This window comes from Eisenbergiella sp. OF01-20, from assembly GCF_003478085.1.
Lineage (GTDB): Bacteria > Bacillota > Clostridia > Lachnospirales > Lachnospiraceae > Eisenbergiella.
On record NZ_QUES01000020.1, the window covers coordinates 54965 to 71761 of the forward strand.

The following is a 16797-nucleotide window of genomic DNA, read 5'->3' on the forward strand; positions in this document are numbered from 1 at the left end:
CTCCGCCTTTTCTACAGAACTATTGTTTCATGCCTTACTGTTCTGACTTCCAGTTTCCCGTCACCGGCAAAAAACAATATTGTCCTGCCATAATGATTCCCCGTATCCTCAGCTACGAGCCTTATGCCTTCCTCCGCCAGCGCAAGCTTAACCGCCGCCACATTCTGCTCCCCGATTTCCCATTGCCCGGATCCTGTTTCAAACATCCTGGCCCCGCCTGCTATCTTGGCCGTAATCCGCATCCTGGCCGCACCCGCGCGCTCCATCCTGCACAGCAGCTCCCGTACCCCTTCATCTGCAAACTTGAACGGATTCTCCCGGTTAACAGCCGATAGTTTCCCCGGAAGGACTATGTGCGCCATACCCGCTATTTTTTTCCCACTGTCATACAGACAGACTCCAACACAGGATCCCAGGGCATATGAGATGAGTATCTGCGGGTCCGCCGCGGTTTTCCCTTCTCCGATTCCTACTGCAATTTTATCCATGGCATCACTCCCCAAGCCTCCGGAGCATCCTCTCCAGCGCTTCCGGTTCCGGAAGGAACAAAATCCTTCCTGTAAAAGCTTTTCCTCCCAGACGGAAGAGATTGTCTATCACCAGAATATCCTCGCTCAACCTCAGATAATGCGTTACGGGGGCACTCAGAAGCGCAAGCCCCATATCCACGCTCAAAGCCGGTACCGTAACATCCATTTTCAAATCCAGTACCGCCGAAAGCGCGCCTATGTAGGAACCGCACATGATATTTCCCATTTCACAGATAAGGGAACGTTCCATTTCATTCAGGGAAAGCAGATTGCGTTCTTCTACTCCCAAAACGTTGTCGAGTACCGCCATGGTGAAGGTTTCATCCAGCAGGAACAGGAACACGCCTTTCACATCCCCGTTTACTCCCACCATAATTCCCGTCATCAGCTCTTCCGCCGACCGCAGCAGGGAACAGCAGTCCTGATATTTCATAATCTGCAGTTCCGGCACTTCTATGTCCACCGGCTCCAACAACATCTGGGAAAGCGCCGTTACCGCATTTCCGGTGCCGATATTGCCCAGTTCCTTTAAAAAATCCCTGGATAGTTCATCCAAATTCGAATATTGGTCCATGGCCTCCCCTTTATCTGCCGGCTTATCAGAGCTCAAACTGTTCCACCATTTCCTTCAGCACCTGGGCCTGGGCGGATAATTCCTCACTGGCAGCAGCGCTTTCCTCGGAAGTAGCTGAATTTCCCTGCACGATATCGGAAATCAGCTCAATGCTTTTCCGGATCTGGGCAATGGCGTCAGCCTGCTGGATACAGACCTCTGAAATCTTCTCCACCATGCCGTTCACCTTCTGCGCTCCGGTTACCGATTCCTTTAGGGTTTCCGCCGTGGACTCCGCTGTTTTCATTCCCACGTCCACCGCTTCCGAGTTCTTGTCGATGAGTTCTGCCGTCAGTTTGGAGGCAGCCGTGGTTTTTGCCGCCAGCCTGCGTATTTCGCCGGCCACCACCGAAAAACCTCTTCCGGCATCTCCGGCTCTGGCGGCTTCCACGGAAGCGTTCAGGGCCAGAATGTTGGTCTGGAACGCAATATCCTCGATTTCCTGTACGATCTTTGTTATTTCCGTGGAATTCAGCTTCACATGATTAACAGCCTGGATCAGCGCCTGCATCTGTTTGTCGCTTTCTATGAGACTGTTCCCCACCTTGTCGGAAAGCCGGCTGGACTCCACCGCGTTATCCGCATTGTCCCGTACGCTTTCCGCAATTTCATTGATGCTCACTGCCAGCTCTTCCACCGATCCCGCCTGCTCTGCCGCTCCCCGTGCCAGGGCCTGTGCCCCGCCTGATACCTGCTCGGCTCCTCCCGATACCATCTCCGCACTGCTGCCGATCTGCTGGATAGAATCCCTCAGAAGGCCGGAAATCTCTTCCATTGCTTCTCCCAACGCAATGAAATCCCCCTTAAATACCGCATCCGAATGATAATTCAGCTTTCCTTTTCCCAGGGCAGTCAGGCTCTTCCTCATCTCCGTCACATACAGATTAAGGGCTTCCGTCGTATCTCTTATGTCATCCGCCAGCTGTCCCAGCTCATTCCGGGAGGTATAAGCAAGGCTGGTGGTAAGGCGGCCGTTGGCGATGTCATTAGCCGCTTTCTTTACTTCATTTACCGGATGTATCACGCTTCTGATGATAAGGACACACAAAAGCACGGTAAACCCGACGCTGACTGCGGCAAGAAGCAGCAGCAGGATCACCACCCTGACACTCACTTCTTTTCCCTCCGCCAGACGGTCATTTGCATCTTTCGTGGATAAGTCAATGACCTGGCTCAGCGTATCCCTTACCTCATTGAATTTAGGGGCGTACTGGCTGATATACAGGGCCAGGGCTTCCTCATCCTTCCCCTGCTCCCGCAGCTTCAGCACCTGCTCTCTTACCCCGTTCAGTTCCTCGTACTGGATTTCCAGCTCGGAGACCTTTTCCGCCCCGCTTATATATCCGGTTGTCAGCTCTTCCAGCTGTATTTCGATATCCTCCACACTCTGTTTTGTCTTTTCCAGATACTCATCCTCATCCACCAAATCCTCCGTGGATATCAGGAGTGTCACATTTTTCCCCACAGACTGCAGATTAGCAATCATACGCAGGGAACTCTCCACATTGGCGAAGGGTTCCTCATACAGCTTCTGTGACCGTTCCGACATGGAATTGATATTTATAATCACTGTGACTATGGTTATCATATATAAGAATATAATAATAGCAAATGCCGCTACCAGCTTCGATCCTATTTTCATATCCTCAAATCTTTTTTTCATCTTCTGGCATCCTTTCATCCGGGACATCCCGCTGCGCTGTTATTATCGGGTCAGCTTTCCATTGCGTTCCGGATAATCCTCCGGAATTCATCCGGCCGGAAGGGTTTTACGATAAAATCCCTGGCTCCCAGCATCACCGCCTTTTGGATCATCTGCTCCTGGCCCACTGCCGAACACATGACGACTCTGGCCCCGGGATCCCTCTTCTCTATTTCCTCAAGTACCTCCAGCCCTGATATTCCCGGCATGGTAATATCCAGCAGCACCAGATCCGGACTGCAGACATCATACTGCTCCAAAGCCTGCTCACCGTCGCACGCCTCAAATACTTCCGTATATCCGCATTCCTCCAGATTCTTGCGGATTACCTTTCGCATGAATAAGGCGTCATCCACCACCATTATTTTCTTCCCCATACGTGCTCCTTCACCAAATCCTTCCTTACTCCCGTTTTTTTCTATATACAGCCGGATATACCGGTTCCAGCCGGGTTTCCTTTGCATTCAGCAGCTCCGCGTGTCCTATCAGGAGATACCCTCCTTTGTCCAGCGCGTCCTCCAGCGTTGTAATCAGTCTCTCTCTGGAGCTTTTATCAAAATATATCATCACGTTCCGGCACAGGATGATATGGAATTTTTCCGATGCCCGTGCAGGTTCCATCAGATTCCGGCGCTGGAAACGGACACAGGTTTTCAAATCCTCTTCCACACCGAAGGTCCTGCCGTCTGTTTTTCCGCAGTACCGCCTCCTCCACTCCGGAGGGAGGCCTTCCAGCTCCTTGACCGGATATACGCCCTTTTTCGCCTTCTCCAGCGCTTCCCCGGAGATATCGGTCGCCAGTATCCTGGCCCTGCACGCGTCATTCCGGCTCCGCCGGTATTCTTTCAGGACCATAGCCAGGGTATAGCATTCTTCTCCGGTGGAACAGCCTGCACACCAGATATCCAGCACCCCGGACGGCACATGTTCCAGCAGATCCGGCAGGATGGCATCCTGCAGCCGGTCGAAATGATCCGGTTCCCGGTAAAAATAAGTATAATTAGTGGTGAGACGGTTCACCATTTCCCCGGCCATCTCCCCGCTTCTGTCCCGATGCAGCATATCCAGGTAGCCGGAAAAGGAATCCAGGCCATAGCGCTCCAGAACCCTGGTCATGCGGCATTCAATCAGGACCCTCTTCTTCTCCAGATTGATTCCGTATTCCTGGCGCATGTACTTCACAATATCTGTGAATTCCTCTTCCTTAAGCCTAATCACTTTTTTTCTCCCAGACTCCGGGAAGGATTCCTTCCAGTTCTTCCCGGGCGGCCTCCTCCTCTCCCAGGGCCAGCGCAGCGATCCCCATGAGCCCGCCATCTGCCTCCAGAACGACACCGCAGGGAGCCTCCTCCCGGTCTCCCATCCGATAAAACACCACGAGATTTTCCCCATAAAAAGAAAGGCCCTGGATAGTATCCTCCGCCCCCGGCACGGGGCAGATATCCGGCCTCGTCAGAATTGTCTGTATGCTTTCTTTCTCTATATACAGCTTTTTACTGCCTGTATCCGCTGTTATGTATTCCATCTGGTTCCCTCCGCTCCCGCTATATACCTCCGGCTCCTTCCGTTCACCGGGCAGTTCTCCTCCAACGCCGCAGTTCCCCCATGTCCAGAAGATAAGCTAAATCCGGTCTTTCATCCCCTGTAGGGACTGCAACGACAGCGCTTATATACCGGTTCTGTTCCCTGCGCACCTGTTCCGGCAGTTCCCATATTCGGCTTTCCCCGATATCCGGAAACCCCATTACCTCCGATGCAGGCATTCCCAGGATTTCCTCTTCACTGCAAAAGAGAATCCAGTATTTGTTTTTCTCATCTTTTCCGCATCCTTCCCATAGATCGACATACCCTGTTTCCGGATTTTCACCTTCCGTAAAAGGATTTCCTATCACTTTATCTACAAATGGGAGGGGGATCAGGAAAAAGAAATTTTCCAGGACAAAAAAAATACAGCGGTCCTTCTGCTCCCTCATTATCTTCCGCCTTTTCTTTTTATTGAATAGTAATATAATAATACTTTATCGGCGCGGAAAACTCAAGGGGAGGTATGAAATAGGGAATAAAAACAGAATAAACCGGCACTTCCTTTCCTCTTCAGGTATGGGCATCGCCCAAAACAACCGTATGCGGGAAAGGACCGTGCCGGCAGCAGTCTGTCCTTTTTCTCAGCTAATATGTAATTGTCCGAAGAGAACCGTACCTTTGAGGATTTCGATTTTTATGGTTGTATTCCCCGTGCCCGGAGGGATCACACCTAGAGAAACAGCCGCTTCTTTTTCGTTCTTATGCAGGATAACCTGAATGGTGTTCCCCTCCTTCCGGCCAAACTGCACGACTGCTTCTTCCTCCGTCTGGCAGGTAAAGGCCAGCTTCAGCACATGTACCGGGCAGAGGCTGCAATCCAGGCTGTAGCAGGCATATTCCCCGGCATGCAGCACAAGCCCCAGCCGTTCCCAGCCGCAGTCAAATGCAAATTTCTTATCCCATGCCGTATCCCTTTCCCGGATTTCCAATGCGGTGTCCTTCCGATACGGCTTGTCTTCCCCCGGAAGCCCATTCCCCTTCCAGGAAACCCCTTCCCCCGGAACAGCGTCAAAATCCACGGCCTGCATGGAAAAAGGCGGTCTGCGGAATACATGGGCCGTTACCTCCGGATGCTTTTCACAATTTTCATAACGGATGTTTACCAGATATTCTTCCAAAATCTGCTGCGCCCTTTCGTACCCGGGGTGAGGGCCTTTCTCAAGGTAGCTGAGAATTTCATGATAGCCCTCCGGTACCCTGATGGAACAGGGGGAATTGGCGGTGTCCATTTTTTTCCAGGGCCACAGATTATAACCGATTCCCAGAGCGCCCGCCAGGGGGTACAAGGCGGCGTACCAGGGATTGGTATTTTCGCCGGTTTCCCCCATCCACAGCGGTACATCCAGCCGTCCGGCGGCCTCTATGAAGCGGTTCAGGCAGGCTTTATCCGGCATTTCGGCGTACCGGTGAAAATGGAGGACCATATTGGCATCATACTTTTTATGGAAAATGCGGACATCCGTGGCCCAATGGGCGCCTTCTATTGACAGCATATGTCCGGTATCCACTTTTCTGATTTCCGTTATTACCTCTTCATAAAAACTCTCAAGTGCCGGAAGCAGGTAATCGTAATCGCCGTTGCCCGCCTCCGGCGGAATAATGGGTTCATTGAGAAGATCATATCCCCCCACCACCTCCCGGCTGCGGTAACGCAGGGCCAGCTGTTTCCATAATGCACAGGCTTTGTCCCTGCAGTCCCTGTCTATGAACAATCGGGGGACGTTATCCACAGAGTCATCAATATTGGAACCGGTTTGTCCGCCGGGTGCCCCATGCAGATCAAGAAATGCATACATGCCTGCCTCTTCACACCAGGCAAGGCATTGATCCAGCAGGGCAAATCCTTCCTCCTTCCAGCGGATGCCCGGACCATCCTCCATAAACAGACGGTAGCTGAAGGGAATCCGCACGGAATTGTACCCCAATGCGGCCATGGCGAGGATATCCTCCCGGCGGATATAATTTTCCCTGTATTTTTTCCAGAAATAGCCGGCGTACTCCCGGCCGGTCAGTTCCTCCACACATTTTTCGATACGGGAAGGCCTGTCAAACCGTTTCCCGTATGCCTTCCACATGTACCCCTCCTGCAGGAGCCAGTTGCCAAGACCCCATCCGGTGAGCAGGATTTCTTTTCCTGAACCGTCTGTAATTTTCTTTCCTTCCGTATGTAAAAAACCTTTCATTGTATTCATTTTCCTCATCTAACCTTTCACCGCGCCGATCGTAATTCCCTGTACCAGATATTTCTGCAGGAAGGGATAGACTGCCAGAATAGGCAGAATCCCCATAACCGCTATCGCCATTTTAATTCCTGTGGAAGGAAGCTGGCTGGTATCAATATTCATGCCCTGACTTGCGCTGCTCATCAGGAACTGGGTATCCAGCAGCATCCGGTTCAGCAGCACCTGGATACTGTACAGGGTATCTTTGTTAATATAATACAGGCCGTTCAGCCAGTCATTCCAATAACCAAGCCCCACAAGCAAAGCCAGGGTGGACAGGATAGGCTTTGCCATGGGCACTACGATACGGAGCAGTATCCCGCCTTCCCCGGAGCCGTCAATCCTGGCCGCATCGATGACTTCCTCGGGTATATTGCCGGTGAGATAGGTCCGCATCATAATGACATAAAAGGCGCCCATAAGAAGGTTGGGTACAATCAGTGCCCATATGGTATTTTTAATATGGAAATTCTGTGTCCACATAATATAAGAAGGAACCAGCCCTCCGTTAAATAACATCGTGAAGAACAGGAAAAAGGCTATGATATTTTTACCCGGCAAATCCTTTCTGGAAAGCGGATAGGCGAACAACACCGTAAACATAAGGTTTACTGTGGTTCCCGCCACGGTAACCAGAGCGGAGATTGCATATCCCCGCAAAAGCTGGGAGGAATCCACCAGAATATATCGGTAGGCGGAAAAGTCCAGCCTGGAAGGGATAAAGGAATACCCGTTCACAATCAGCGCATGCTCTTCATTCAGGGAGGAGGAAAACAGAAGGATCAGCGGGAGCAGGCAGAAAATAACCAGTAAAATCATAATCCCGTTTGCCACTATCTGAAATGTCTTATTTCTTTCAACCATGGTTTCCCTCCTAAAAAAGCGCGCTTTCTTCATTCTGCCTTCTTACCGCCCAGTTTGCCGTCATCACGAGAATAAAGCCCACCAGGGACTGGTAAAGTCCGGCCGCCGCAGACATGCCGATATTATTGGTTTCCATCAGACCCCTGTAAACATAGGTATCAATGGTGTTGGTAACGTCGATCAAAGGGCCGCTGTTCATGGGTACCTGGTAAAAAAGCCCGAAATCGGAATAAAAAATCCTGGATACCGACATCAGTGTCAGGATACTGATGGTTGGGACCAAAGCGGGAAGCGTTATGTAACGGATTCTCTGCCAGCGGCCTGCGCCGTCCACCACCGCCGCTTCGTAATAGGAGGAATCAATTCCCATCAGTGTGGCATAATACAATACGCAGTTATAGCCGATATTTTTCCAAAGGTTGACCAGCACAAGAATCAGAGGCCACCAGGCCGGGTTGGAATACCAGGAAATTTTATCCTTTCCCATGTTTTGAAGGACATGGTTCACAAACCCGTATTCCGTACTTAAGAACCCATATACGATGTAGCTGACAACTACGATAGACACCAGAAAAGGAAGGAGGATCAGCGTCTGGTATGTTTTTTTGGCCCGCACCGCTTTGATTTCCGACAGTAATATGGCTACGGTAATCGCTGCTGCCGTACCCAGGAGAATGAAAACCAGATTATAGCAGATGGTGTTCCTTGTTATGATCCAGGCATCCTTGGTCTTAAAAAGGAATATAAAGTTTTTCAGTCCGTTCCATTCACTGCCGAAGATTCCTTTTTGAAAATTATATTTTTTAAAAGCTACCACGGTTCCCGCCATAGGCAGATAGTTGTTTAGGATCAGATAGATGCCTCCCGGCAGCAGCATCAGATATAAGGGGAGGTATCTCCTCCATCTTGCACGTTTCATTTTGTTCACCGGATTCCCTCCTGTTTGGGCGGATAGGGAAGAAGGGTGCGTTCCACACCCTTTTCCTTCTGCTTTACCGCCTTATTTTCCTCTTGTTTCCTGCAAAATCTCTGCCTACTGCTGCGCCGCCCAGGCATCCAGCTGTGCCTGTTTTTCGGCTATGATGGTATCGATGCCCGCATCCTTCAGCTCCTGCATCATTTTGGGAACCGCTTCTTCCGGATTCAGGGAGCCGCAGTCCAGGGCATTTTTGTACTTTGCCATAACATTGTTGCATGCCGTGATTTCATTGAGCACATCGGAATTATCCCATACAAAGCCGAATGCCTTGCTCAGCTTTGCGTTATTGTTGAATTCTTCCGTCTGCTTCCAAATATCCGCGCCGTCAACCTCCCAGGGAATGCTGATCAGTTCATTGGGCCATACCCAGGCCACGCTGCTGTAGGTGGTATTGGATGCATCCACGCCTTCGGGATAGGTGAGTACGCCTTTTTCCTCATCAATCAGGAAGTTTTCCCCTTCTATCCCGTTAATCAGGATGTTGCTTAAATCGGGGTTGCTGTATATTTCGTTCAACACCTGCATGGCTCGTTCTGGTTTTTCACTGTTATGGGCAATATACCAGGTATTCATTCCTGATGCGGAGGTACGGTAAGTTTCCACCAGCTCCACAACCGTGATGTCCTTGCCTACTTTCCTGCTCCACTCCGCTTCGATCCCGGGTTTTGTATTACAGAAGTAGCTGAAGCCCTTTCCTGCCGCCATCAGTTCATAGGCATTTTGGGTGTTTGTCGCCGCATCAGGCATAATATACCCCTGCTGTGCCCAGTCATACCTGCGCTGTACAATGTCTTTGAAGGTATCCGTTTCATACCAGTCAACCACCGTCATCTCCGAATCATCCAGGCAGTTCTCAAGCCAGCCGAAGTCACCGCCCAAATCATCCCTGGTAATATTGTAATAGCCCATGCCTCCATTATCGGATACCAGCGGATAGCTGTCCGGGTATTTTTCTTTTACAGCGGCGAACAGGCCTTCCAGATCCTCTTCCGTCTTAATGGCGGAAATATCGTAGCCGGATGCCTCCAGCATGTCCGTTCTCATAGCGATGCCGAAGCCCTCCGCCTTATCCTTATTGTTAGGTACGCCGTAAATCTGTCCGCCTATGCTTACACAGTTCCAGTCCGTATCCGGTACGACAGACAGAATATCTTTTCCATAATCCGGAAGTAAATCATCCAGGGCCAAAATCTGCCCCGTATTGGCTGCCGTAATTGTGGAAAATGCGAAATTCGGGAACAGATCCAGCTTTTCTCCGGAAGAAAGCATGAGGTTTACTTCCTCTGAAAAACTGCCGTAGCTTAAACGCACCAGTTCAATCCTTGTATTATACTTGGCCAGCGTTATTTCAGAAGCCGCCTCCGCTACCTTTTCACAGCTCTCCGAGGCGGCATCCCCGACGCATACAATCTTGCAGACATATTCTTCCTGCCCGGATAAATCACCGGCATCTGCCTCCGAAGCTGTGCTTTCCGCCTGTTCCGTTCCGGAGGCGGACGGTGTATTCGTCTGGGCGCCCGCCTGTTCCTTCGTTCCTCCGCAGCCCGCTATCGCTGTGGAAATCAGCGCTGCTGTAAGTAAGCCTGCCAACCATTTTCGTTTCATTTCATTCCCTCCCTTGTTTTTGATGATTCTACTATAGCATGGCAGCTCCCCCGGTTCCGCCTCGTTTGTAACCTGTTATTGTCATAATTATTACTTCTTTGATAGATTCGCCGTCTATTGTCAAAAAAGTGACATTTCGCTGTTGAATTTGTTCACTCTTCCTGCTTTTTCCTTTCGTCCGTCGGACTGACACCGAACGTTTTTCTGTAAACCTGGGAAAAGTGGGAAAAATTACTATAGCCAACCTTCAACGCCACTATACTCACCGGAAGCTGGGAACCGATAAGAAGCGCCCTGGCCATTTTCATCTTTTCACGGACAATAAATTCTTTTAGGGAAATTCCTTCCACTTTTTTAAACAGGCGGGAAACATAGTTGGGGTTCATAAATACCTGTACTGCGATATCCTCCCTGCGGATGTCACTGTCCAGATGGTGATATATGTATTCTTTTATGGCCTCCACCTGTCCTCCTGCTCTTCCTGCATCTTCCTCCTCCTCTGCAAAATAGGAAGTAACGATTTTTAAAAAGGCCAACATATTCTGCAGCGTCTCATAGGCGTGCAGCGCGGTCTGCCGCTGCTGTTCCTCCGGGAATATATCCTCCCAGGACGTATCCGTCTTTTCTTCCGTCAGACAGATAATCCTGTAAAAACCATTATAAAACTTCTGAAGGCTCTCCGCGTTCAGCGCATCCGCATCCGCCAGTTCCTGCAGATACCGGCAGGCTTCTTCATAAACCGTTTTTCCCATTCCCCGGACAAGCAACGTTTCCCAGGTTCTGAAATCCGGCTGGAGGATTGGGGCCGTTTTCGTTTCTTTTCGCTCCTCTTCCACATAAATTCCCGGCTTCCGGGCTACATTATCCTTATTTTTATGCCTGATGGCATCCAACTTCCCCGGCATCGAACGGAACATTCCGGTACCGCTCACATACAGCGCCTGTTCACAGCAGAAAAAACGGGAAGCAGTATTATAAAAATTCTCCAACTGCCTTCTTATTTTTTCCTCGTCAGGTTGTTTTCCTTCCTCTCCGTAAACAAGGAATATATATTCCTCATGACTCAGGCAGCCGATATAGACCTTGCTTTTCCATTCCTGAAACAGTTCTTCCAGAATATTGGCGCAGGAATAACGGAATAAATCCTGTTCCCATGGTGCATTATTCCAACTCAGGATCTGGTATAAAATAAGAAAACACGGACTGGAATCACAGATATTCCGCCCCATTTTCTGCATATCCACCAACAGCTTCCGGTACCTCTCCCCATTTTCCGGTTCCTGATACCATTCCCTGAAAAGCTGATCCGTTATCCGGTCACGCTCCTCAAAAAGTGTTTTTCCATAAGAATAAAATTTCTGCTGCTCACGTTTATCCCGGATTCTCTGTTTTGCCCGCAAAATGGCATTCCCGATATCTTCGTATCTGGCAGGCTGCAGAATATAGTCGAAACTTCCCAGCTGCATAGCTGTCCTGGCATAAACAAAATCTGCATGGGCGGTAAGAAAGATACATTCTGTCTCCATCCCCTGATCCTGCGTCCACTTAAGCAGGGAAAGTCCGTTTTCTCCCGGCATTTCTATATCGCAAAGCATGATGTCCACTTTATGAAGCAGAAGGATTCCTTTTGCTTCCACCGCATTGTAAGCCTTCCAGACCTTGTCCACTCCGAGATTTTCCCAGGGTACCTCGGACAGAATCCCCTCCACCACATGTATCTGATCATCAATCACCAACACTGTCATAGTTACTTTCCTCCCTTACAAATTAACTGCCGGCCGCCTTGCTTCTTCAAAGGGGATAAAAATATCCACACAGGCCCCGCTCATATTGCTGTATACAAAGCTGCACGGTTTTTGATAAACAAGAGAAAAACGCTGTTCCACATTATTGATTCCCATATGTTCCCCCGGCATCCTCTTTTCAGGATCATTCAAAATCTTCAGAACCTCCTCAGGAAAACCTTTCCCATTATCCATAATAGTGATATTCACAAATTTTTCTTCCCCGTCCAGGAACAGCCTTGCCTTAATCAATATCTGCATGGATCCTTCCCCGCTCTTTTCATACTTGAAGGAGTTCTCCACAAAGGTCAGCAAAGACATAGGCGGTATCCCGAACTGCATAAGCGGTTGACTCACATCCTCCTCATATTCCGGCGGCCTGGCACTGCTCATCTGCTGCAGCTTTACATAAGAACGGACACTGTCCAGTTCTTTTCCCAAAGGTACAATCATATCATGATCCTTTAAAACCGCCCGTAAATATTCGGACAGAGTCAATATCATTTCCTGCATCTGTGCATATTTCCGGGCCGCCGTCATCGCGTACAGGTTTTTCATACAGTTCAGGAAAAAGTGGGGACGTATCTGAATCTGATAATACTGCAGCTCTGTCTGCTGGGCCTGAATCAAGCGCACATATGCCAGGATTTTGAGTTCCTTGATTCGATCCATCATGGCATTAAAGGTAGATTCCATTTTTTTATATTCCTTAACCTCATTTCTCACACAAAGGCGGGATTCCAACCCATCATCGCCGATTTGTTCCATGGTTTCCACCATCTGTTCCAACGGATTAAGGAAGTCACGTTTCAGCATGCGGTAGCATCTTAACAACAGGATAACAAAAAAGACCGAGAGAAGCAGCATGACAAGAGGCAGGGATTCCATACTCCAAATCCCCCGGTATGGTTCCACCAACATCAGATAGCAATTCAGGATTTCTGAATAGCTCATCACTACAAACTGATTTCTGGCGTTGCCTGTCAGGTAGGAGGTTTTCCCTTCCTGTACACGGATTCCCAGATCCTTCATCTGTTCCTCATAAGATAGGATTTCCTCCTTTTCTTCAAACACAAGATAACTGTTTTCACTTCCTATTTCCTCAATCGCGGATACATTTCCCACATCGATAATACAGCTGCTGTAAACGCCGCCCAGCCCCATGATTTTCAAAAAATAGTATGTATCACCTATTTTCTGTACCCGCCAGTCGGTAATAGCCCCATCCCCTTTTTCCTTCACAAGCCGGTTGAGATAGGTTTTAATATTCTCCTTTTCATCGTAGGAAACATTCTTACGGAATGGGCCGTTGGTAATATTGCTTTTCGGGCTGATAATGCAAAAGGCCGATATGCTGTCAATGGTTTTCATGACGGATTCGAATTTTTCCTGAAGCTGCTGGACCTGCAGATAGCTGTCTACATAGCTTAAGGGATAACGCAGGGCATTAAAACCGCCGTCATTGGCAATCATATCCGACATGAAGTATTCTATATTCTTCAAATCCTCCTCCAGAAAGGATTCATACATGGTGAGCCGCGTTTGATTGTTTTCCGTAAGGCGCTGTCTGTAAATGGTATTACTGTAGACGTTCAGGCCGAACATAAAGAGAAAGAAGGGGATTAGAAACAGCATGGATATTTTCAGAAGAGCGGTTTTGGCGGTGATTGGACGGTTCATGGGTTGTCCTCTTTTCTTATATTTGTATTATATCGCATATACCAGATGATGGATTTTCCAGTTTATTGTAACATAAATGTGTAGTAAGGATGTATAAAAAACAAGCTGGAATATCCGGGACGGATATTCCAGCTGTTTCTGCAAACTCAGTCTCCGCAAGGGCGTTATGGACTAATGATTTCATACGGTTACGTTCCTTATATGCGGATAATTCAGTTTCAATACTTACCTTTTTCAAACGCTGTCTGACATGATATGTCCGTTCGTTCCTTTCCTGAGCTTCATGAATACATTTCTCAATCGTAGAATCAAGAATGACCGTATGCTTTTCATCCGAACAATTCTGCCCAATTCAGATGCTATATAGAAATCAAGTGAATTCTTGCCGGCCCTGAATAATTTATATCCTCTGCATACGCAGCCGGAAGCAAATATATCCGACATGAAGCCGGATTCCGCCTTGTCAGAGGATTCGCTGTAAAATATGGTTACCGGTTTTCACTTTATCTATTACAGGATAGTGCGGCATTTTAAGCTCCTTTCTCCATTTGTCCTTTCCTCTATTAACACATATTGTACTTATATTCCGTCTTTGGTAATCCAGTGCGTTTTTTTCATATCAAATTACAGTTTCTGTTTTATCGATATTCTATCATGTTATTCATCAATACAAAAGCATATTTTTATGGTTATATAAAATAAAATTCAACACATTACCATAAATATCATCTAAAATGAAAATAAATTTTCAGTGAGGATGACTTGAAATTCTCCCCACATCCACAGAGAAATTTAAGCCTTCAAAACCTTTAAACTCGATTCTATCGTCTAAAACAGGACATACACATATACACCCATCTTATTTATTTTCCAATAAGCATCTCCTTTTTCAAACGGCTGCAGCAGACGCGGAAAAATATCGGTAAACCTTTTCGCTCTTCGAAATACGGACGGGCTGCATCCTATTCCGCTTCCTGCCCCTTCTCATACTGGGAAGGGGTAACCCCCGCATACATCTTAAATGTCCTCCTGAATGTCACATCATTGGTAAACCCGCATTTTAAAGCAATTTCCTGCACATTCATATTCTTCTTTTCCATAAGGGAAATGGCGCATTCAATCCTTCTGGATGCCACATATTTCTGGAAGGTACAGCCGAACTGCTCCTTGAAATATTTCCCGAAATAGGTAGCGGTATAGTGCATCACCCGGGCGGTTTCATTAAGGGAAAGATTGGCGTCGGTCAGATGATCCTCCACATATTGCCGGATCATCTGGTTTCTGGCATAGTATACCGGGTTTTCTTTCGCCACGCACTGTTCGATCAGCCGGAGTGTTTTCAGGCGGAAGGTCTGCAAGTAGCTGTCCAGGCCTGCAAAGCTTTCCGGTTCCAGCAGTTCCATCTGGGGCGTGAGCTTACCCAGACTTTTTTCGCCAAACAGTTCCAGAAGCATAGCATTCAGTTTGTGAATGCCTGCAAAATAAGCTTCTTTATGAAGGAAACGTGTATGAAAATTGTACAGGAGGAGCGATTGATAGGCTTCAAACAACGTTCCGGCGTTCAGATCCTGCACCGCTTTCTCCATGTTCTTTCTTTTATCTTCCGGTATTTCAAAGGACGAACAGTTTAAATCCCGTTCCTCTATGCGATCCTCCTCCAGACGGATGACCTTTTTTTCAGGATAGAAGAAATGGTATTCCAGCGCCCTCACCGCCTGATTATAGGCGGATAAAATGTGCAGAATATCTTCATGTACCTTGCTCATACCAAGGGCAGCATCTTTGTAGCCGGAATCGTCAAAGGTCTGGGACAGGAGATCGGAAATCTCTTCCATAAGGCTTTCCTCTCCATAACTCAGCACCCAGATATAGTATTTATCCTCTTCCACGAAGGCAGAATGGATCTGGGGATAGACCGCAAGACAGGAATCAATTTCCTTGATATACTGCCCTGCTTCCGGGCTGTGTTTAAGTGCCAGACAGCGGTAGAGGGAATACTGACGCATGGTGTTTACATATTTCACCTCGTTAGCCTGCGGTTTATTGGATTGGAGAAGCGTATGGAGAATATACTGTTCGATGAGGGGATTTTGTTCGAAGACTGTCACTTCGAGGCGTTTTTTCTGAGAGTCCAGTTCTTCCAGTGCTTTTTCTATGATCTGGTACTCATTAACACTGCCCTCCGAATCCTCCTGCGCCAACATGTTCATGATATGTTCCAGCGGCTGGTAGCTGTATTTGGCCATCCGGGAAGCCACTACCACAATCAGCGCCAGCAGCACCAGATATCCCATAACCAGCCATTCCGTAAAAACAGTAAAATCCCTGTACAGGAAATCAGTATCCAGAATCTGCACAATGCCCATTTCCATACCGGCTTTGGTATATTGGGATAGGTATACTCCAAACTCCTCGCTGTACCGGTATTCCTTGTCTGCCGTCTTCAGGGTTTCCATAGAATCTCCCGGGCGAAAAGGCCCCTTGTCCGTCCCCCAGGCATAAATTATTTTCTGCCCGTCCGTAAGGTAAAAACAGGAGGTTCCGTCATCCATGAAATTCTCAATATAGGCGCAGATTTTATCATAGGGTACAAAGAAAAGGATATTTACTTCTCCTGAATATGAATTCTGCAGGGGTATGGTCTGCAGCATAAAGAAACCCGTCACCCGCTTCCCGTTTTTCATCAGGCTTGCATTGTGGCAGATGGTTTTCTGGTTATTCTGATCCAGCATGGCGCCGGACAAAAAGGCGGTATCCCCGCATTGGACCTGATAAATGCTTACGTATTCCTTCCAGTTCACTTTTCCGATACTGCTGATTCCAAAACCGCCTAGGCTGTAGTAAATGTAGATAGATTCCACCATGCTGTCGTTGATTTCCGTCAGTGAAAGGGTGCTGGCATAATCAGAAATGTCCGATGCGGTTATGTTCCGGGACATAAGCTCCGGTATCCTCTGCATATATTTCAGACGGGTTACCCAGGGAGTCATGGAGTATTGGGCCGATGATTTTATCAGGTTATCCATCAGATTTTTCAGCTCACTGTCCAAATTTTCCGCAATGGAATTTTCGAAATTCAGCACCCGTTCCCGAGTCATGTGATAATAAAGAAATGAAAACAGGCAGGAAATTACCGTGAGAATAACCACCGGTATGCAGACATAAGAAACAAACATCTTATGCTTTGTCTGAAATTTTTTACCCTTCCTCATGTTCCGCTCCCCCGCCGCAGCC

Annotated in this window: 14 protein-coding genes; all 14 read right to left on the reverse strand. The window is 48.2% G+C overall.

The window, feature by feature from the left end; genetic code table 11:
* Window positions 1-11 precede the first annotated feature (11 nt).
* A complete protein-coding gene (locus DXA36_RS20555) occupies window positions 12-488 on the reverse strand; it encodes a chemotaxis protein CheD (RefSeq protein ID WP_118681370.1) in 477 nt (158 codons plus the stop codon).
* 4 nt (window positions 489-492) lie between these two features.
* Window positions 493-1104, reverse strand: a complete 612-nt coding sequence (locus DXA36_RS20560; protein WP_118681369.1) for a chemotaxis protein CheC — start codon at window positions 1102-1104, stop codon at window positions 493-495.
* 25 nt (window positions 1105-1129) lie between these two features.
* On the reverse strand, window positions 1130-2806 hold the full coding sequence (locus DXA36_RS20565) for a methyl-accepting chemotaxis protein (RefSeq protein ID WP_118681327.1): 1677 nt from the start codon (window positions 2804-2806) through the stop codon (window positions 1130-1132).
* A gap of 50 nt (window positions 2807-2856) precedes the next feature.
* Window positions 2857-3222 (reverse strand): response regulator, encoded by a 366-nt coding sequence (locus tag DXA36_RS20570; protein ID WP_118681371.1) that lies wholly within the window; start codon window positions 3220-3222, stop codon window positions 2857-2859.
* A 25-nt stretch (window positions 3223-3247) separates the two neighbouring features.
* Window positions 3248-4063 carry a CheR family methyltransferase gene (locus DXA36_RS20575; protein ID WP_118681328.1) on the reverse strand — a complete coding sequence of 272 codons (816 nt, stop codon included), beginning with the start codon at window positions 4061-4063 and terminating at the stop codon, window positions 3248-3250.
* Entirely contained in the window at window positions 4056-4370 is a 315-nt protein-coding gene (locus tag DXA36_RS20580) for a hypothetical protein (protein WP_118681329.1), read from the reverse strand. Before DXA36_RS20580 ends, DXA36_RS20575 begins: the two co-directional genes overlap by 8 nt.
* Window positions 4371-4413: 43 nt before the next feature.
* Window positions 4414-4818: a hypothetical protein gene (locus tag DXA36_RS20585; RefSeq protein WP_118681330.1), complete on the reverse strand. Its 405-nt coding sequence runs from the start codon at window positions 4816-4818 to the stop codon at window positions 4414-4416.
* Between the two features lie 192 nt (window positions 4819-5010).
* Window positions 5011-6612 carry a glycoside hydrolase family 5 protein gene (locus DXA36_RS20590; RefSeq protein WP_118681372.1) on the reverse strand — a complete coding sequence of 534 codons (1602 nt, stop codon included), beginning with the start codon at window positions 6610-6612 and terminating at the stop codon, window positions 5011-5013.
* Window positions 6613-6630: 18 nt separating this feature from the next.
* Entirely contained in the window at window positions 6631-7515 is an 885-nt protein-coding gene (locus DXA36_RS20595; protein ID WP_118681331.1) for a carbohydrate ABC transporter permease, read from the reverse strand.
* A gap of 10 nt (window positions 7516-7525) precedes the next feature.
* Window positions 7526-8434, reverse strand: a complete 909-nt coding sequence (locus DXA36_RS20600) for an ABC transporter permease (protein WP_118681373.1) — start codon at window positions 8432-8434, stop codon at window positions 7526-7528.
* Between the two features lie 114 nt (window positions 8435-8548).
* Window positions 8549-10099, reverse strand: coding sequence for an ABC transporter substrate-binding protein (locus DXA36_RS20605; protein ID WP_118681332.1), 1551 nt, complete (start codon window positions 10097-10099; stop codon window positions 8549-8551).
* 152 nt (window positions 10100-10251) lie between these two features.
* On the reverse strand, window positions 10252-11844 hold the full coding sequence (locus tag DXA36_RS20610) for a response regulator transcription factor (protein ID WP_118681333.1): 1593 nt from the start codon (window positions 11842-11844) through the stop codon (window positions 10252-10254).
* Window positions 11845-11859: 15 nt separating this feature from the next.
* Window positions 11860-13563: a sensor histidine kinase gene (locus DXA36_RS20615; protein ID WP_118681334.1), complete on the reverse strand. Its 1704-nt coding sequence runs from the start codon at window positions 13561-13563 to the stop codon at window positions 11860-11862.
* A 962-nt stretch (window positions 13564-14525) separates the two neighbouring features.
* Window positions 14526-16775 (reverse strand): helix-turn-helix domain-containing protein, encoded by a 2250-nt coding sequence (locus DXA36_RS20625; protein ID WP_118681336.1) that lies wholly within the window; start codon window positions 16773-16775, stop codon window positions 14526-14528.
* Window positions 16776-16797: the final 22 nt, after the last annotated feature.